This window comes from Streptomyces sp. NBC_01166, assembly GCF_045039765.1.
Classification (GTDB): domain Bacteria; phylum Actinomycetota; class Actinomycetes; order Streptomycetales; family Streptomycetaceae; genus Streptomyces.
The window spans coordinates 743150-760694 of record NZ_CP108613.1; the positions used below are offsets into that span (position 1 = coordinate 743150).

Consider the following 17545-nt stretch of genomic DNA (forward strand, 5'->3'; position numbering starts at 1 on the left):
TGGAGCCGGACGGCCGTGGAGCCGGACGGCCGTGGAGCCGGCCCGCCTCAGAGCGGAGCGCCCACCCCTCCGACCGCGTCGTGAGGCCGGCCGGGCGCGTCCCTCTGCCCGCGTTCCACGACCGAGTCGAGGATCTCGCCGACCCTGATCGCGGTGTTCGACAGCAGGGATGACGTGATGCCGTGGGTGTGCTCCGTACCGCCCTGCAGATAGACGCCGCACCGCAGTCCCGGATCGGTCGCCACGCGGTAGTCGCGCTCGACACGGACCCGGCCCTGGTCGTCGAGCAGGCAGTGCTCCGCGATGTCGCCGAGCAGGCCGAGCGCGTCGGCGGGCTGGTAGCCGGTGGCGTAGACGACCACATCGGCGTCCAGCGTCGTCCGTTCCCCGGTGACCAGCGATTCGACCGTGGTGCGGACCGCGTCGGGTGTCTCGACGGCGTCGACGACCCGGGAGACGTTGAGGAAGCGCAGCCGCTCGGTTCCGAGGACCTTCTCCTGGTACGCCGTGCGGTAGAGGTCGTCGATGAGGTCGATGTCCACCACGGCGTAGTTGGTGTTGCCGTGATAGCCCATCAGTCTGCGTTTGGTCTCGTCCGGGGCGGTGAAGTACTCGTCGACCGCGTCCGGGTCGAAGATCCGGTTGGCGAAACCGCTGTCGTCGGCGGGGCTGTAGCCGTAGCGCGAGAAGACCGCGCAGACCTCGGCCTCCGGGAAGCGGCGGTGCAGATAGGCCACGTTCTCGGCCGCGCTCTGCCCCGCCCCGACGACGACGAAGCGGGACGGCGGCTCGGCCCCGTCCAGGCCGTCCACCCGGGCCAGCAGGTCGGAGGTGTGCCAGATCCGGTCCGTACGCTTGATCCCCTCGGGCATCTGCGGCCGTAGACCCGTGCCGATCACGAGGTTCCGCGCCCGGTGGACCACGGTCTCGGACCCCGAGCGGGAGGTCACGTCCACGTACTCCACGACACCGTCGTGCACCACCGGCCGGACATCGATGACCTCGTGCCCGTAGGACACCATGTCGTCCACCTGGGCGGCGGCCCATTCGAAGTAGGCGTGGAACTCGACCCGCAGCGGGAAGAGGCTCTTGCCGTTCACGAAGTCGACCAGACGCCCCTGGCTCTGCAGGTAGCAGAGGAAGCTGAACCCGCTCGACGGGTTCCGCAGCGTCACCAGGTCCTTGAGGAAGGACACCTGCATCGTGGCATCGTCGATCAGCATCCCGCGATGCCAGCCGAACCGCGGCTGCTTCTCGAAGAAGTGAGCGGTGACGGCCTGCTTCCTGCCGACGCGTTGGTTGCGCTCCGTGAGCGCTATCGCCATGGCCACATTGGACGGTCCGAAGCCGATTCCTATGAGGTCGTGGACCGGTGGTGCGTCGTCGGGTGAAGCCTGTGACATGTCACTCCCATCGTGCGGGGGCAGCCGCTTTGGCGGACGTGGGGAAAGCGGAACAGAGCACACCGACTGAGCGGCAGCCGGGGTGAAACTTAGGTAAAGCTAACCTCATCATTGCACGCTGTCGACAGGGCAATCCGGACGGATGCCCGGCAAGCCGCAGTCAACTCACCCTGAAGCGACAGACATTGCATGCTTAGGTTAGGCTTGCTTTACTAAGCATCATCGTCGTTCCGAGGAGGAACCTGTGCGGGTCGTCATGTTCGGCTATCAGACCTGGGGGCACCGGACCCTGCGAGCTCTCCTGGACTCCGCACATGACGTGGTGCTGGTGGTGACGCACCCCAGGAGCGAGCACGCGTACGAGAAGATCTGGAGCGACTCGGTCGCCGACCTCGCCGAGGAGAACGGCGTACCCGTCCTGATCCGCAACCGGCCCGACGACGAGGAGCTGCTCACCCGTCTCAAGGAGGCGGAGCCGGACATCATCGTGGCCAACAACTGGCGTACGTGGATTCCCCCGCACATCTACGGGCTCCCCCGGCACGGCACACTCAACGTCCACGATTCGCTGCTCCCGAAGTACGCGGGCTTCTCGCCCCTGATCTGGGCGCTGATCAACGGCGAGCGCGAGGTGGGCGTGACCGCGCACATGATGGACGCCGAACTCGACGCCGGCGACATCGTGGTGCAGCGCGCGGTGGAGGTCGGACCTGCCGACACGGCGACGGACCTGTTCCACAGGACCGTCGAACTCATCGCCCCCGTCACCACGGAGGCGCTCGACCTCATCGCCTCCGGACACACGGAATTCACCCGGCAGGACCGGTCCCTGGCGAGCTTCTTCCACAAGCGCGCCGAGGAGGACATCCGGATCGACTGGAACTGGCCGGCGGAGGACCTCGAGCGTCTCGTGCGCGCGCAGTCCGCCCCGTACCCCAGTGCGTTCACCCACCACAGGGGCCGGCGTCTGGAGATCGTCACGGCGGTCGTGTCCGAGGGCCGCTACGGCGGCACGCCCGGCAGGATCTTCTACCGCGAGGGTGACGGAGTGGTGATCGTCGCCGGGGCGGACGCCCGGACGGGCCGCAACCGCGGTCTGGCCGTCACCCGGGTGCGTACGGAGGACGGCCAGGAGCTGCCCGCGGCCGAGTACTTCACCTCGATGGGCGGCTACCTCACCGGCCGGCCCTGACCTCCCGGCCCCCTGCCGGCCGTCGCCACGTTAGGAAGAACCATGCACCAGCCGAGCGTGCCGGGGACGGCACCCGGGCCCCGGGCCGCGGGCGTGACGCCGGCGGGCGTGCTGAGCCTCAACGCCTATCTCATGTACGCGACGGGCAAGGCCGCACGCCGCAGGCTCACCGGCACGCTGACGGCTCACGGGCTGCGGCTGTGGCACCTGACCATCCTGGCCATGCTGGACGAGACCGGCCGGCTGTCCAAGGGCGATCTCGCCTCGCGACTGGACATGAACCAGAGCGATCTGACCAGGACCGTCACGGACCTGGACGCGGCCGGATACGTCGTGTGCGCCCGCGATCCATCGGACCGCCGCCGGATCGAGGTCGCCCTGACAGCGGCGGGCAGATGCGCTCTGGCACGTCTCGACGCCGAGGTGTCCGCCACCGAGGCGGACCTGCTCGCCCCGCTGAGCCCCGGGGAACGCGAGCTGTTCGCCTCCCTGCTGCGCCGCGTCCACTCGCACCTGGAACGGGACCGGGCGGCCGACGGCCCCACGGACACCGTCGCCGGACCGCGGGGATCGGGGCGGGACGGCGGGCACGACACGCATCCGGGCGCCCTTCGGCGCATGGAGTCCCGCCCCTCCGGATGAGGTAGACGCCCTGTTCCGGATCGAGGACGAGCGGGGCTTCGACGCGGCGCTGCCGGTGCGCACGTGACCGCAGCGGCGGTGGCGCTCGCCGCTGCGGTCACGGGGACGTACGGGCGGTCGGTCCCTCAGGCTCCGGCCGTCGACTGCGCCTCGGCCGCCGCACGGTAGAGGCGGCGCAGCCGCACCACGCCCAGGTCGTGCTGGTAGAGGTTCTCCTGCTGGTCGGCGTCCGTCGGCATGGCCTCCAGCATGACGCGGTCCTGTTCCAGGACGTCCCAGTGGCGCTGCTCGATCAGCGTCCGGTACAGGAAGCGCCAGGAGGCGCGCTGCCAGTCCTCGACCCGGCGGTAGCGCCAGAAGAAGACGCCGCTGCGCCGCTCGTCCACCGGGCAGACCATGCCGACGATGCCGAAGGGACCACCGGGACCGGCCGACGGCGGGTACGGGATCGAGAGGTCGACCCAGTCCACTCCGGTGCGGCAGAGCTCCACCCAGTCGAAGTTGACGCCGCGCTGGTCGGTCTTCTCGAAGAAGTAGCCGCGGTCGGTCTCCCGGATGCGGAACTTGGCCGTCGTGTCGCCGTCGAACATGGTGTGCGAGTCGTGGTGCAGGAATGCGCCGTGCATGGGGTCGAGCAGGTTCTCCACGGCGTACCGCCAGGGCGCGTCCCATTCCGCGTAGCAGAGGAACGCGTCCACGCCGGGGTCGGTCAGTGGCTCCGGCAGGGTCAGCTCGACGGGCTCGGGGTGCTCCTCGTCCCCGAAGTAGGCGAGGATCGCGCCCGCGACCTCGCGGACCGGCAGCGAGGTCACCAGCTTCTTGCCCTCCAGGCTGCAGCCCGGCAGCCCGGGCACGGAGGAGACGGTGCCGTCGGACTCGACCTCGACGCCGTGATACCAGCAGGCGACCCGGTCACCGAGGTGCTTGCCGAGCGAGAGCGGGGCACCGCGGTGCGGGCAGCGGTCGGCGAGCATCGACAGGGCGCCGTCGGAGCGCCGGAACAGCAGCCACTGCTCGCCGAGCGCGGTCACCTTGCGCATCGCGCCGGGGGCCACGAAGTGCGAGGGGACGACCGGGTGCCACTGGTTGCGCAGACCGGTGGCGTAGATGTGGTCCGCGGTGGCGGAGGACGACAGCGTCATGGTCAGGCTCCCAGTCGGTTCATCTCGGCGCGGAAGGATTCCTCGGTCCACGGGCTGCCGTCGGCGGCGTGGACCTGGCGGGCGTTGAGCCCGCGCACGACGTCGGCGAGCTCGTGGCCCTCGCGGGTGTAGACCTCTTCGAGGGTGGCGGCGAGTTTGTGCTCGTACGGGGTCGGCTCGTGCGTACGGGACTGGTGGACGTCCAGGTAGGGCCAGGTGTCGGTCACGGTGTCTCCTGAAAGTGCGGGGGGAAGGTGTCAGAGGTCGAGGACGAGCCGGCCGGAGGCGCACCGTGAGACGCAGATCATCATGGTGGTGTTCGCGGCCCGTTCGGCCTCGCTGAGCAGGAAGTCGCGGTGGTCCGGCGTGCCTTCGAGGACCCGGGTCTCGCAGGAACCGCAGATGCCGTCGCGGCACGAGTTGTTCACGGTGAGTCCGGCGCTCTCGGCGGCCTCCAGGACAGAGGTCCCGGCACCGACGGTGAGCGTCGTCCCGGAGGTGCGGCACTCGACCTCGAACGCCTCGTCGTCGCCGGTGCGTTCCACCGTCGGCGCGGCGAACCGCTCCAGGCGCAGCCGGTCAGCGGGGCAGCGCTGTTCGACGGCGGCGAGCAGGGGCTCGGGGCCGCAGGAGTACACCAGGGTGCCCTCGGGCAGCCCGGTGAGCGCGGAGTCCAGGTCGATGTGGCCGTGTTCGTCCTGCGGGACGAGCGTGACGTCGCCGCCCAGCGCGTCGAGTTCGCCGGTGAACGCCATGGAGGCCCTGCTCCTGCCGCCGTACACCATGCGCCACCGGGCTCCCCTGCGGGCAGCCGCCCGGGCCATCGCCAGCAGCGGGGTGATGCCGATTCCGCCGGCGACGAACACGTAGGAGTCAACGTCTTCCAGCACGAAGTGGTTACGCGGCTCGGAGACCGTGATCTCCTGGCCCGGCCGCAGCTGGGTGTGCACGAAGCGTGAACCGCCCCGCGAGGCGGGCTCGTTGAGCACGCCGATGCGGTAGACGTCCGGGGTGTGCGGGTCGCCGCACAGGCTGTACTGGCGGATCTGGCCGCCGGCGTGGACGTCGAGGTGCGCGCCGGGGGTCCAGGCGGGCAGGGGTTTGCCGTCGGGGTGGGTCAGTTCGACGGACAGGACGCCCTCGGCCTCCCAGGTCATACGACGGACGGTCAGCCGCAGCGAATCCTCGCTCATGGTCTGTTGCCTCCTTGCCGGCGGTTCGGTCGGCCGGGCTACTGGCCCGGGATCCTGACGGGCGGGGTGAACGGGTTCTTCATCGGGCCGAGGGCGTCGAGGTCGACCTCGACGAGCGTGGGGCCGGCCGAGGCGATGGCTCGGTCGAGCACCGGGCCGGCGTGTTCCTCGGCGGAGATGCGGGCGTACGGCAGGCCGCAGGCGCGGGCCAGGAGCTCGAAGTCGGGGGTGGTGAGGTCGACTCCCGAGCGGCGCTCGCTGTGGTGGTCCTGCATGTTGCGCAGGACTCCGTAGCCGCCGTCGTTGAAGACGATCAGGGTCAGACGGGGCCGTTCCTGGGCGAGGGTGAGGAGTTCGCCGAGGTGGACGGCGAGTCCGCCGTCGCCCGCGATCACGACGGTGGGCGCGTCGGGCCGCGCGAGCGCCGCGCCGATGCCCATGCCCAGTCCCTGGCCGATGCCGCCGCCGCGCGGGAAGACGTTGTCCTTCGGGTCGTACATCTCCAGGAGCCGGTTGCCCCAGCTGCTGGAGGGGATGGTGACGTCGCGGGCGACGACGGCCTCGCGGGGAAGCGCGGCGCGGATGGCGTCGCAGATCGCGGCCTGCGGTCCGATGTTGTCGTGCAGGATCGCGCGTACCTCGGTGCGTACGGCTCCGACGCGGTCCATCCAGCCGGGCTCGGCGGTCACGGCGTGCGGAAGCAGGGCCGTCAGGGCGCCTGCCGCTTCACCGTGCAGCGCGTGGGTGACCGGGTGGACCCTGCCGAGGGCAGCCGCGTCAACGTCGATCTGGATGTGGGCCCCGGGGAGTTCCAGGGTGTATTCCGCGGTCTCGTTCGACCGGAAGTGCGTGCCGATGGTCAGGAGGACGTCCGCGTCCTTGAGGAGGGCGCGCACCGCCGGTGTGGTGGCGAAGTTCCCGATGACCTGCGGGTGGTCCTCGGGGACGCTGCCCCGGCCGGAGTTCGAGGTGATCAGTCCGGCGCCGGTCGCCTCCAGCAGCCGGGCCAGCTCGCCGCGGGCGGTGTTCGCGCCGCCACCTGCCCAGACGAGCGGGCGGCGGGCGGCGGCCAGGAGGGCTCCCGCGGCGGCGAGTTCGCCCTTCGTGGGGGCCACGGGGGCGCTCTCCGCGTGCTCGGCGGCTTCGTCGGTCTGCGCGGCGTACTGGAGGTCGATCGGCCACTCCACGCTGGCGGGGCCGCCGGGCGCGGTCAGGGCCGAGCGGGCGGCCTCGCGCAGGATCCGGCCCGCCTGTGCGGCGTCCGGCACGCTCGCGGCGTACGCGGAGACGGCCTGGAGCATGCCGAGCTGGTCCTTGGTCTCGTGGATGAATCCCCGTCCGCTTCCCAGGAACTCGCTCTCCACCTGACCGGTGACGTGCAGCACGGAGCTGCCCGCGCTGAGCGCCTCGATCAGCGATCCGGCGGCGTTGCCCGCGCCGGTGCCGGTGGAGGTCAGGGCGCAGCCGAGGGAGCCCCGGGCGCGGCCGTAGGCGTCGGCGGCGTTGACGGCTGATGCCTCGTGCCGCACGGGCACGAAGCGCAGCTCGCGGTCGACGGCTTCGACGAGCGGCAGGTTGTGGACGCTGACGATGCCGAAGACGGTGTCGATGCCGAGTTCGCGCAGGACGGTGACGAGGAGATCGCCTCCGTTGTCGTGACGCATGGTGGTCTCCTCAGAGGATGGAGCGGCCGACGCCGCCGCAGACGTCGATGCTGGTGCCGGTGATGTAGGAGGCGCGGGGTGAGAGCAGGGTGACGACCGCGTACGCGACCTCCTCGGCCCGGCCGAGGCGGCCCAGTGCGATGCCCCGGTCCTCGGCCAGTTCCGTCTGCCATTCCTCGTACGACAGGCCGGAGTCCGCGGCCGCGTGGCGGCGGGTCCACTGGCCGGTGTCGACGAGTCCGAGGCATACGGAGTTGACCCGGATGCCGTCGGCGGCCAGTTCGACGGACAGGGACTTGGAGAGGTTGAGGATGCCGGCGCGTGCGGCACTCGTCGTGATCAGCCGGGTCTCGGGCTGCTTGGCCAGGACCGCGTTGATGTTGACGACGCTCGCCGCTCCGGACGCGGCCAGATGGGGGCGCGCCGCCTGGAGGGGGTTCAGCACCCCGGCGAACTTCAGCTCCAGTTCGTCGCGCCAGTCCTCGGCGGTGGAGTCGTCGAGCCCCTTCATGCGGGACTGTCCGGCGTTGTTGACCAGCCCGTCGAGCCCGCCGAACTCCTCGGCGGCGCGGCGGACGAAGCCGCGCACCGCGTCGGCGTCCCGTACGTCGCAGACGCCGGTCAGCAGGCGGCCGTTCGCGGCGCCGAGGCCGGCGGCCGCCTCGGCGAGCCGGCCGGCGTCCCGGCCGCAGGTGGCGACGCGCGCGCCCTCGTCGAGCAGGGCGCGGACCGTGGCCAGGCCGACGCCCGAGCTGCCGCCGGTGACCACGATGGTGCGGTCGGCGAGGCCCAGATCCATAACTCGTGTCTCCTGCGGTTCAGTTCATGGTGAAGCCGCCGTTGACGGCGATCACCTGTCCGGTCAGATAGCGGGATTCCTCGCCGAGCAGGAAGGAGACGATCCCGGTGAGGTCGTCCGGCTGCTGCGGGCGGGAGATGGCCCGGTTCATGCGGTAGAGGTCGTGCCGTTCGGCCGGCACGGTCTCGGTCGCCTCGCACTCGGTGAGGCCGGGGGCCACCGCGTTCACGGTGATCCCCCTGTCTCCGAGTTCGCGGGCCATGGCGCGGGTCAGCGCGATGACCGCGCCCTTGGAGGCGATGTAGTGGGCGAGCCGCGGGGAGCCGTACAGGGCGGCGTCCGAGGCGAGGTTGACGATGCGGCCCGGCTCGGTGAAGAGCGGGTACAGGGCCTTCGACACCAGCCAGGGGCTACGGGCGTTGACCGCCATCAGCCGGTCCCACACCTCGATGTCGATGTCCTGGAACTCCTTGCCGCCCACGCCGTTGGCGAGCGCCGCGTTGTTGACCAGGCCGTACAGCGGGCCGAGCTCGCGGACGGCGTCGGCGAGCGCCTCCACGGAGGCGGGGTCGGCGACGTCGCAGCGTACGAAGTGGGCGTCGATCCCCTCCGCGCGCAGCTCCGCCGCGGCGCGCTCGCCCCGCTCCCGTTCCAGTTCGGCGAGGACGACCCGGAAGCCGTCGGTGCCCGCCCGGCGGGCCATGGCCAGTCCGAGGCCACGGCCCGCTCCGGTGACGACGACGGTGCGCCGGCCTGCCGGGGGCTGGTCAGCCACGGGTGACGCCGTGCATCGGCGAGTACTCGGGGTAGGACGGCACCTGCGGCTTCTGCGTGCCGATGACGACGCAGAACAGGGCGTCGGTGTCGCCCTCGTTCTTGAGCGACCGGGTGACACCGGCGGGGACGACGATCATGTCGCGGTAGCCCAGGGTGCGGTACTCGGCCTCGTCGGCGCCGCGGTGGATGCCGACCTTGACCTCGCCCTCCAGGACGAAGAAGGCCTCCTCGACGTCGTGGTGGGTGTGGGCCGGGCCCTCGGCGCCGGGCGGCAGCAGCATGTTGGAGAAGGTGAACCCGCCGGAGGGGAGGATCCGGCTGTCGCTCTCGTGGTTGCCGGTGGCGCCGGAGCCGACGTAGCGGATCTGGCCGCGGCGGAACTGCGGGCCGGCCTTCTCCTGGAAGGACAGGGTGTCGAAGTCGGCGACCCGGGAGGCCTTGGTGGCGATGAGGGAGTCGGTGTACGCGGAGAGGTCGTCGCCGTTGTCGTACGCGTCGGTGGTCAGGGGCATGGTGGTGGCTCCTATTCGGGGATGGCCGCGGTGATGCGGAGGTGGGAGAGCACCCAGGCGTCGAAGTGGCCCGGCTGCTCCTGATTGGCCAGGTGACCGGCGTCCTTGACGATCACGTAGGCGGTCCTGTGGATGGCCCCGGCGATGGCCTGGCTCGCCTCGATGCCGGTGACCCGGTCCTGTTCGCCGCAGAGCACGAGGGTGGGGGCGGCGATCGAGGGGAGTTCGGCGCGCAGGTCGGCGGAGGCCATGGATTCGGCGGCGTGGGCGTAGCCCGGCAGGCGTACCGAGGCGGCCATGGTGTCGACGACGCGGGCCACCAGTTCGTCCGGCGCGTCGGGCGACACCAGCCGTGGGCCACGTGCTTCGGCGAAGGCGCGGGGGCCCAGCTCGGCGAGGTCGGCGGCCCTGGCGCGCATGCCGGCCGCCCTGGCCTCGTCGGTGCCCGAGCCGGGGCTGGAGTCGGCGATGATCAGTGAGGCGACGAGCTCCGGGTGGCGGGTGGCGAGGCGCAGCGCGATCACACCGCCCCAGGAGACGCCGAGGACGTGGGCGGTGGTGGCGCGCTCCCGGATGAGGGCGGCCGCCGCGTCCGCGTAGCCGTCCAGGTCGAGGGGGGCCTCGGGATCGGGCGACCTGGCGTACCCGGGGGCGTCCCAGGCCACGACCCGTACGTACGCGGAGAGTTCGGCGAGCTGCGGGGCGAAGGCGGCCGAGGACGAGCCGATGCCGTGCAGGCACAGCAGCAGCGGTCCGTGGTCGCCCGCCTCCTCGACGTGGACGTGGGCGGCGCTCACAGGATCTGCCCGGTCCGGCCGGCGAGTGCGGCGAGGCTGCGCAGCACGGCGTACGGCACCACCTGGCTGGTGGCCGGGTTGACGGGGTCGGGCAGGTGCGCGACCTCGAAGCGGTAGGAGCCGTGGCCGCCGGACGCCTCGATCACATGCCGCGTGTGCTGCGCCGCCGGGTCGGCGACGACCTGGACCCGCACAGCGTCCAGGTCGCCGACGGCCAGCGCGACCGAGGCGGCCACGTTCGTCGACTTGGGGAATTTGACCGGGACGTCGCGGGCGGTCCCGGACATGACCTCGACGGGGCCGGTCGCCGTCCGCATGCGTCCCAGCAGCTCCTCGTCCATCCAGGGCTGTTCGAGGGTGGAGGGCAGCTTGGTGGTGGTCAGCCGGACCTCGTCGAGCGGGCCGAGGGTGCGCACCGCCTGGAGCAGGTCGAGTCCGCCGACCGCGCCGCCCGTGAAGTACACCCGGCCGGGGCCGGCCGCCAGCAGCCGCTTGGTGAGCTCGTCGTCGGTCAGCGCGCCGGTGGAGGCGATGAGCAGGTCGGTGCCGGAGGCGAGGACCCGCTCGCCCCATTCTCGTACGACGCCCTGTCCTGCGGCCTCGACGACGAGGTCACAGGACTCCATCGCCTCCTCGAAGGTGGCCTGCCGCACGGGGGCGGCCTCGCCGAGCGGGCGGTTGTCGACGACGCAGACCAGCTCTGCGCCGGTCACACGCCCTTCGGCGAGCGCGGTGCCGACGACGCGGCCGATGGCGCCCCAGCCGACGACGGCGACCTTGCGTACGGTGCTCATGCGGTGGCCTCCTGGGCGTCTACGGGAACGAGCGGGCCGGGGCCCCGGTCGTCCGGGGTGGCGAGCGGGCCGGGGTCCGGGGAGCCGGCCATGCTGCAGCGGATCTCCTTCGACGGCGCGCCGGCCGTCCCCCACAGGTCGGAGAGCTCGGGGACCCGCCGCCACACCCGGGCGATCCAGGCGTCCTCGACGATCTGGGCCACCTCGGAGGTGTATTCGCAGACCAGCCCGGAGGGGTCGGTGAAGTAGGAGAAGGTGTTGTTCCCCGGGCCGTGCCGGCCGGGGCCCCACTGGGGGGTGATGCCGTGGTGGCGCAGCCGTCCGAGGCCCCGCATGAAGTGGTCGACCGAGGTCATCTCGTAGGCCACGTGGTTGAGCGAGGTCCACTCCGCCTGGTTGAAGGCGATGCAGTGGTGGTCGCTGTTGCAGCGGAGGAACGCCATCTGGTGCTCGGACCAGTCGGAGACGCGCAGCCCGAGCACGTCGCAGTAGAAGGCGACCGCGGCGTCGATGTCGGTCGTGTTGAGCACGGCGTGCGTCACCCCGACGGGGACGGCGCCGTCCCTGCCGCGCGGCACGACGGCGTCGACCTGGGCGCTGATCTCGATGAGGCGGCCCTCGGGGTCGGTGAACCGCAGTCCGTAGCCGCCGCCGGCCTGGTCCAACGGTCCGGGTCCGGTGACGGGCACCAGGGAGCGCGCTTCGAGGTGGCGCGCCGCCTCGTCGACCTCGGCGGGTGTGGCGACGGCGAAGGCGATCCTGCCGAGGCCGACCCGGTCCCGCTCGGTCAGGTGCAGGACGTGGTGCTCGTCGCTCGTGCCCCGGAGCCAGCGGGCGCCGGTGTCGGACTCGACGGTCTCGAGGCCCCAGACGTCCTCGTAGAAGTCGGCGGCCTCGGTGAAGGCCGGGGTGTGCAGCTCGACGTAGCGGAGCGAGCGGAGCCGGGCGATCGGACCGGGCGGTATCGGGTGCATGGGGTCCCTCCAGGACTGGCAGGTGTGCCGGGTCAGTTGGCCCACGGAAGCGGGTGGTCCGAGATGCCCCAGTACAGGGACTTCTGGCGCTGATAGGCGCGGATCGCGTCGCGGCCCTTCTCCGTGCCGAGGCCGCTGTCCTTCCACCCGCTGAAGGGGGTGGAGGCGCTGAACTGCTTGTAGGTGTTGATCCAGACGGTTCCGGCCTCGATCCGGCGCGCCAGCACCCCGGCGGCGCGCAGGTCGCGGGTCCAGATCCCGCAGGCCAGGCCGTAGACGGAGTCGTTGGCCTGGCGGACCAGGTCGTCCTCGTCGTCGTAGGGCAGGGCGACCAGGACCGGGCCGAAGATCTCCTCCTGACAGGTGCGCGAGGTGTTCGGGAGGCCGTCGAGGACGGTGGGCAGGTAGTACGCCCCGTCCTCGTACAGCTCTCCCTCGGGCGCCGCACCGCCGCACAGCACGCGGGCCCCTTCGGACCGGGCGAGGTCGACGTACGCGGCGACGGAGTCGCGGTGGCGGTGGTGCACCAGGGGGCCGACCTGGGTGGCCGGGTCGGTGCCGGGGCCGACGCGCAGCTTGCGTACGCGCTCGACCAGTTCACCGACGAAGGAGCCGTAGATCTCGCGTGCCACGAAGAGCCGGGACCCGGCGATGCAGGACTGGCCGCTGGACGAGAAGATCCCGAACAGCACGCCGGCCAGGGCCTGTTCGATGTCGGCGTCGGCGCGCACGATCGTCGGCGACTTGCCGCCCAGCTCCAGCGAGGCGGGGATCAGCTTCCGGGCGGCGGTCTCGGCGATGGACCGCCCCGTCTCCGTGCCCCCGGTGAACCCGATGCGGCCGACGAGAGGGTGGCGCACGAGGGCGTCCCCGACCACCCGGCCGCTGCCGGGCAGCACGGAGAGCAGTGCGGCCGGCAGCCGGAACTCGTCGAGCGCCTGGAAGACGATCCGCCCGAGCGCCAGGGAGACCAGGGGGGTCCAGGCCGCGGGCTTGAGGATCACCGCGTTGCCGGCGGCGAGCGCGGGAGCGATCTTCTGCGCGTCGCTGGCGACCGGGGAGTTCCAGGGGTTGATCGCGCCCACGACGCCGATGGGCTCGTGCGTGCTCACCGTGACGTACGGGCCCCGGGACGGGGTCACCGACTCCTCGGCCGTCTCCAGGACGGCCGCCATGTAGCGGAACGTGCCTGCCGCGCTGAGTGCGAGGGCCCTGGTCTCGGTGAGGGTCTTGCCGGTGTCGGCGGTCTGCAGGGCGGAGAGCTCGTCGGCGGCCCGCTCGGTGAGCTCGCCGATCCGGTGCAGGAGCCGCGCCCGCTCATGGGCGGGCAGGTCGCGCCAGGCCGGATCCGCCACGGCCTGCGCGGCGGCTTCGGCCGCTTCGGCGACCTCGTCCGCCGAGGCGGAGTGGACGGTGGCGAGGACGCGGCCGGTCGCCGGGTCGACCGTGTCGACGGGCTCGCCCGCACCGCGCCGCCACTGGCCCGCGATCAGGATTTGGGTGGGGAACTGCAGCACGGGTGGACCTCCGGACGAGGCGGAAAGGGGGGTGGACTCCGGGTGCGGACAGGCTCGTTGGGTTACCGCCACCGGACTGCCGAAGTGCTAGAAATCTAAGCGCTTAAGTTTCTCGACACAAGACCCTGAGGTGAAATCGTTGCCCGGGAGGTCTTGAGCACCACTTCCACGCGATCGATGATGGTGGCCGAGTCGCGGGGAGCAAGCTTCCTAAGCTCTTAACTATTGACCGCTTAGATATAGCCCCCTACTGTCTCCGCAACTCATCTGCCCGCGGAAGGACCCCCTCCATGACGACTGTGGCCGGCAAGCCCGCTCTCGGCTCGATCGCCGCGAGACTCGAACGACTGCCGCACTCGCGCTGGCACATCAAGGTCCGGTTCCTGATCGGCGCCGTCACCTTCTTCGAGGCGTTCGACCAGCTGCTGGCCGCGTCCGCACTGCCCGTCCTGATGAAGGAGTGGCACCTGTCCACCGGGCAGGCCACCTTCGCCGTCACCTCCGCCTCCATCGGCATGCTGCTCGGCGCCCTCGCGGCGGGCTGGCTGGGCGACCGCATCGGACGCGTGCGCACCGTCGCCCTGGGAGTCGGGGTCACGGGCCTCGCCAGCCTCGCCGTGGCCTTCTCCGGCAACATCGAGACGTTCTCGCTCTTCCGCTTCCTCCAGGGCCTCGGGATCGGCGGCGTCGTACCGGTCGCGGCGACGTACATCAACGAGATCGCCCGGTCCGACAAGCGGGGCCGCTTCGTCCTGCTGTACGAGATGATCTTCCCGGCCGGACTGGCGGCCGCCACCCTGCTCGCCGTCTGGGTGGTGCCGGCCTTCGGCTGGCGCGCGATGTTCCTCGTGGGCGCGCTTCCCGTGGTGATCGCCGCGCTGCTGCCGCGCCACGTCGAGGAGTCCCCGCGCTGGCTGCTGTCCCGTGGGCGTACGGCCGAGGCCGAGGCCGCGATCTCACGGATCGAGGCGGAGGTCGCCCGCGCTACCGCCGAGGAGCTCCCCGCGCCGGCTCCGTCCGTGGACACGCCGGACGGGCCCAAGGGCACCCTCATGGACCTGTTCCGGGGACGCTATCTGCGGCGCACGGCGGTCCTGTCGGGGCTGTGGTTCGTGGCGTACTACGTGAACCACGGCATCTCCACCTGGCTGCCCTCCCTCTACACGAAGGAGTTCGGCCTGGACCTCACCACGGCGCTCGTCTACACCCTGGTCAGCAACGTCACCGGCCTGCTGGGCACCTTCGTGGTGGCCATGCTGATCGACCGCATCGGCCGCAGGCCCGCCCTGATCGGCGCCTTCGTCGGCACCGTGCTCTCACTCGCCGTACTGGCGCTCGCCGGCGCGACCTCGGGAGGCCAGGTGGCCCTCTTCGCCTCGTGCACGACGTTCTTCCTGTACGCGATCAACGCGGGGCTCTACCTCTACTCCCCCGAGCTGTACCCCACGTCCAACCGGGCCAGGGGCGCGGCGTTCGGTGGCCTGTGGAACCGCTGCGGCGTCATCCTCGGCCCGGTGGCCGTCGGCGCGGTCATCGGGGCAGGCGGCGGGCTGGGGCTGGTCTTCGCGCAGCTCGCCGTCGTGGGCGCGGTGGGCGCCGTGATCGCGTGGTTCGCGGTCGAGACCAAGGGCAGGACGCTGGAGGAACTCAACGCCTGATCACGCCGGTGCGGGGCCGGTGGCCGGGAGCAGCGCTCACTGCTCCGGGCCACCGGCCCCGCGCGTCTGCGCCAGGGTCCCCAGGAGAGCCGCGAGCCGCCGGCGTTCCGCGTGCCCCAGGCCGGCCAGCAGCTCCCGCTCCCGCTCGGACCGCACGTCCGACACCCGGTCGGTCAGTTCGAGGCCCTCGGGGGTGAGGCACAGCCGGACGATCCTGCGGTCGCCGGTGTCCCGCTCCCGGCGGATCAGTCCGGCCTCCGCCAGCCGGTCGGCCTGCTGGGTGAGCCCGCCCGCCCGGGCGGAGCCCGCCGCCGCGACCTCGCCCGTCGTCAGCCGGTACGGGGCACCCGCCTCGCGCAGCGTCGCCAGGACGTCGTACGCGGGCAGGCTGATGCCGTACGCGCGCACCGCCCTGCCGACGACGAGCTGATGGCGCGCGGTGCAGTCGTTGAGCGCCCTGGTCAACGCCGGCAACGCCACCCACCGTGCCGGACTGCTGGTCCGCGAGAAGATCATCGACGCTGCCGCCCGCCGGCTGGGCGTCCCTGCCAGCCGCCTGGACCTGCGTGACGGCGTGGTGGCGGCGAAGGAGCCGGGCGGCCCGTCGATGGACCTGGCGGAGCTGGCCGGCCGGGCGCCGCTGCCCGGCGCGCCGGAACCCTCCGACGGCCGGCACGGCACCGAACTCAGCGAGACCGTGCACTTCCGGCCGCCCGGCTTCGCCGTCGCGAGCGGAGCACACGCGGCCGTCGTGGAGGTGGACGAGCACACGGGCGTCGTGGAGATCCTGCACTACGTCGTCGTCCACGACGCGGGTGTCATCGTCAACCCGATGATCGCCGAGGGCCAGGTCACGGGCGGGTCGCCCAGGGCATCGGCGGCGCCCTGTACGAGGAGATGGTCTACGGCCCCGACGGTCAGCCCAGGACCGGCACCTACATGGACTACCTGGTGCCCACCTCCTCGGAGATCCCCGACCTCGACATGGACGAACTCTTCACCGCGAGCCCGATGAACGACCTCGGGGTGAAGGGACTCGGGGAGGGCGGCGCGATCGCCCCGCAGGCGGTGCTCGCCAACGCCGTCGAGGACGCGTTGCGCCCCTTCGGCGTGGTCGTACGCCGCGGTCCGCTCTCGCCCAGCCGGGTGCGCGACCTGATCCGCACCGCGACCGCCGACGGCTGACCGGCCCCGAAGTCCGCTCCGAACCCAAGGATGGGAAAACCATGCAGCTCGACCACACCTTCACCGTTCCCGCCGGCCCCGATGACGCGTGGAAGCTCTTCCACGACCTCGCCCGGGTCGCGCCCTGTATGCCCGGTGCCGTGCTCGACACGCTCGACGGCGATTCGTTCACCGGCCGGGTCAAGGTCAAAATCGGTGCGGTGCAGATGAGTTACCGCGGCGAGGGCACCGTCACGCGCGACGAGACCGCTCGCTCGATGCACCTCGACCTCAGCGGCAGCGAGACCCGGGGCGCGGGAACCGCGTCCGCGACGGTGACCGCGCCCCTGGCCGAGGGCCCCGAAGGCACCCGGGTGCGCGTGCGGACCGACCTCGACATCACCGGACGTCCGGCGCAGTTCGGCCGCGGGATCATGACCGAGGTCGGGGACCGGCTGGTGCCGCAGTTCGCGGACCGACTCGAGGACCTCCTGCGGGCCCCGCCGGATCCGCGGACCCGGCGCCGGTCATGTCCCCGGCCGAGCCGGAGGCCGTGGACCTGGGCGCGGCGGCCCTGCCCGTGCTGCTCAGGAAGGCCGCCGTACCCGCGGCTGCCGTGCTGTTCGCCGTCGTGCTGGTCAGGGCGGTGAGGCGGCGGTCCCGCGGCTGAGTCTCCCATCACCTCAGCGGTAAGATTCTCAGTGCCGTGAGAAGCCGGGGGGACTCCGGCCGACGCCGTACGAGGGGATGAGATGGCAGCATCAAGGCCTGGGGACCAGGACGCCGTGGCGAAGGTGGTCGAGGACTGGGCGCGGGAGCGGCCGGAGCTGGACACGAGCCCGCTCGAGGTCCTCGCCCGGCTCCACCGCTCCTTCCTGCGCTACAGCACCGGACTCACCGAATCCGTCGAGCGGCACGGCCTGTCCGTCGCGGGCTTCGACGTCCTCACCGCGCTGCGCAGGTCCGGGGAGCCCTACCGGCTGACGGCCGGGCAGCTCGCCGACTCCGGGCTGGTGTCGTCGGCGGGGGTGACCCTGCGGATCGACCGTCTGGAGAAGGACGGCCTCATCGTCCGCGAGCGGGACACCCAGGACCGCAGGGTCGTCTACTCCCGGCTGACGGAGAAGGGCCTCGCGACCGTGGACACCGCGTTCACCGAGCACCTGGACAACGAGAACCGGATGCTCGGAGGACTGTCCCCCTCCGAGCGCCGGCAGCTCGCGCGGCTGCTCCGCAAGCTGGAGATCTCGATCCTCGACGCCGACGAGGAGCGGGCCGGCGCGGTGGAATGACCGCCGGGCCGGCATGGCTCCACTC

General features: G+C 71.7%; 19 protein-coding genes and 1 pseudogene. 7 read left to right on the forward strand and 13 right to left on the reverse strand.

Annotation, left to right across the window (positions count from 1 at the left end; all coding sequences use genetic code 11):
- Positions 1 to 47: 47 nt before the first annotated feature.
- Complete coding sequence (locus OG379_RS03630) at positions 48 to 1403, reverse strand: lysine N(6)-hydroxylase/L-ornithine N(5)-oxygenase family protein (protein ID WP_405659184.1); 1356 nt, start codon at positions 1401 to 1403, stop codon at positions 48 to 50.
- Positions 1404 to 1647: 244 nt separating this feature from the next.
- Here OG379_RS03630 and OG379_RS03635 point away from each other — a divergent pair, with 244 nt between their 5' ends.
- The gene (locus tag OG379_RS03635; protein WP_393754774.1) at positions 1648 to 2595 is read left to right on the forward strand and encodes a methionyl-tRNA formyltransferase; all 948 of its coding nucleotides are present in this window, start codon (positions 1648 to 1650) and stop codon (positions 2593 to 2595) included.
- Between the two features lie 42 nt (positions 2596 to 2637).
- A complete protein-coding gene (locus OG379_RS03640; protein WP_405659187.1) occupies positions 2638 to 3237 on the forward strand; it encodes a MarR family winged helix-turn-helix transcriptional regulator in 600 nt (199 codons plus the stop codon).
- A 125-nt stretch (positions 3238 to 3362) separates the two neighbouring features.
- Here OG379_RS03640 and OG379_RS03645 read toward each other — a convergent pair whose 3' ends face one another.
- From OG379_RS03645 to OG379_RS03695, 11 genes are read right to left on the reverse strand one after another with little or no spacing between them, the layout of a single operon-like run.
- Positions 3363 to 4379: a Rieske 2Fe-2S domain-containing protein gene (locus tag OG379_RS03645; RefSeq protein ID WP_405659189.1), complete on the reverse strand. Its 1017-nt coding sequence runs from the start codon at positions 4377 to 4379 to the stop codon at positions 3363 to 3365.
- A 2-nt stretch (positions 4380 to 4381) separates the two neighbouring features.
- Positions 4382 to 4606, reverse strand: a complete 225-nt coding sequence (locus OG379_RS03650) for a recombinase-like helix-turn-helix domain-containing protein (protein WP_393754780.1) — start codon at positions 4604 to 4606, stop codon at positions 4382 to 4384.
- Between the two features lie 30 nt (positions 4607 to 4636).
- The gene (locus OG379_RS03655) at positions 4637 to 5572 is read right to left on the reverse strand and encodes a PDR/VanB family oxidoreductase (protein ID WP_405659192.1); all 936 of its coding nucleotides are present in this window, start codon (positions 5570 to 5572) and stop codon (positions 4637 to 4639) included.
- Between the two features lie 38 nt (positions 5573 to 5610).
- Positions 5611 to 7236, reverse strand: a complete 1626-nt coding sequence (locus OG379_RS03660; RefSeq protein ID WP_405659195.1) for a thiamine pyrophosphate-binding protein — start codon at positions 7234 to 7236, stop codon at positions 5611 to 5613.
- A gap of 10 nt (positions 7237 to 7246) precedes the next feature.
- Positions 7247 to 8035 carry an SDR family oxidoreductase gene (locus tag OG379_RS03665; protein ID WP_405659197.1) on the reverse strand — a complete coding sequence of 263 codons (789 nt, stop codon included), beginning with the start codon at positions 8033 to 8035 and terminating at the stop codon, positions 7247 to 7249.
- A gap of 19 nt (positions 8036 to 8054) precedes the next feature.
- On the reverse strand, positions 8055 to 8810 hold the full coding sequence (locus OG379_RS03670; RefSeq protein ID WP_405659199.1) for an SDR family oxidoreductase: 756 nt from the start codon (positions 8808 to 8810) through the stop codon (positions 8055 to 8057).
- The gene (locus OG379_RS03675; protein ID WP_033304764.1) at positions 8803 to 9324 is read right to left on the reverse strand and encodes a cupin domain-containing protein; all 522 of its coding nucleotides are present in this window, start codon (positions 9322 to 9324) and stop codon (positions 8803 to 8805) included. The genes OG379_RS03670 and OG379_RS03675 overlap by 8 nt, the downstream gene beginning before the upstream one ends.
- An 11-nt stretch (positions 9325 to 9335) precedes the next feature.
- Positions 9336 to 10121 (reverse strand): alpha/beta fold hydrolase, encoded by a 786-nt coding sequence (locus tag OG379_RS03680; protein WP_405659201.1) that lies wholly within the window; start codon positions 10119 to 10121, stop codon positions 9336 to 9338.
- Positions 10118 to 10915, reverse strand: coding sequence for an aspartate dehydrogenase domain-containing protein (locus OG379_RS03685; protein WP_405659203.1), 798 nt, complete (start codon positions 10913 to 10915; stop codon positions 10118 to 10120). Before OG379_RS03685 ends, OG379_RS03680 begins: the two co-directional genes overlap by 4 nt.
- Positions 10912 to 11889 carry a VOC family protein gene (locus OG379_RS03690; RefSeq protein WP_405659206.1) on the reverse strand — a complete coding sequence of 326 codons (978 nt, stop codon included), beginning with the start codon at positions 11887 to 11889 and terminating at the stop codon, positions 10912 to 10914. The genes OG379_RS03685 and OG379_RS03690 overlap by 4 nt, the downstream gene beginning before the upstream one ends.
- A 32-nt stretch (positions 11890 to 11921) precedes the next feature.
- Positions 11922 to 13406: an aldehyde dehydrogenase gene (locus tag OG379_RS03695; RefSeq protein WP_405659209.1), complete on the reverse strand. Its 1485-nt coding sequence runs from the start codon at positions 13404 to 13406 to the stop codon at positions 11922 to 11924.
- A gap of 290 nt (positions 13407 to 13696) precedes the next feature.
- Between OG379_RS03695 and OG379_RS03700 the strand changes: the two genes are divergently transcribed.
- Entirely contained in the window at positions 13697 to 15064 is a 1368-nt protein-coding gene (locus tag OG379_RS03700; RefSeq protein WP_405659210.1) for an MFS transporter, read from the forward strand.
- A gap of 36 nt (positions 15065 to 15100) precedes the next feature.
- Here OG379_RS03700 and OG379_RS03705 read toward each other — a convergent pair whose 3' ends face one another.
- Positions 15101 to 15529, reverse strand: a complete 429-nt coding sequence (locus OG379_RS03705; protein WP_405659212.1) for a MarR family winged helix-turn-helix transcriptional regulator — start codon at positions 15527 to 15529, stop codon at positions 15101 to 15103.
- Between OG379_RS03705 and OG379_RS03710 the strand changes: the two are divergent.
- The 4 genes and pseudogenes from OG379_RS03710 to OG379_RS03725 form a co-directional block, all read left to right on the forward strand.
- Positions 15504 to 15979: pseudogene (locus OG379_RS03710) on the forward strand (molybdopterin cofactor-binding domain-containing protein); the annotation flags it as partial. The gene OG379_RS03705 and the pseudogene OG379_RS03710 overlap by 26 nt on opposite strands.
- Positions 15980 to 16075: 96 nt before the next feature.
- The gene (locus OG379_RS03715) at positions 16076 to 16249 is read left to right on the forward strand and encodes a hypothetical protein (protein WP_405668838.1); all 174 of its coding nucleotides are present in this window, start codon (positions 16076 to 16078) and stop codon (positions 16247 to 16249) included.
- Between the two features lie 41 nt (positions 16250 to 16290).
- Complete coding sequence (locus OG379_RS03720; RefSeq protein ID WP_405659215.1) at positions 16291 to 16878, forward strand: SRPBCC family protein; 588 nt, start codon at positions 16291 to 16293, stop codon at positions 16876 to 16878.
- Positions 16879 to 16980: 102 nt separating this feature from the next.
- Complete coding sequence (locus tag OG379_RS03725; RefSeq protein WP_405659217.1) at positions 16981 to 17520, forward strand: MarR family winged helix-turn-helix transcriptional regulator; 540 nt, start codon at positions 16981 to 16983, stop codon at positions 17518 to 17520.
- Positions 17521 to 17545: the final 25 nt, after the last annotated feature.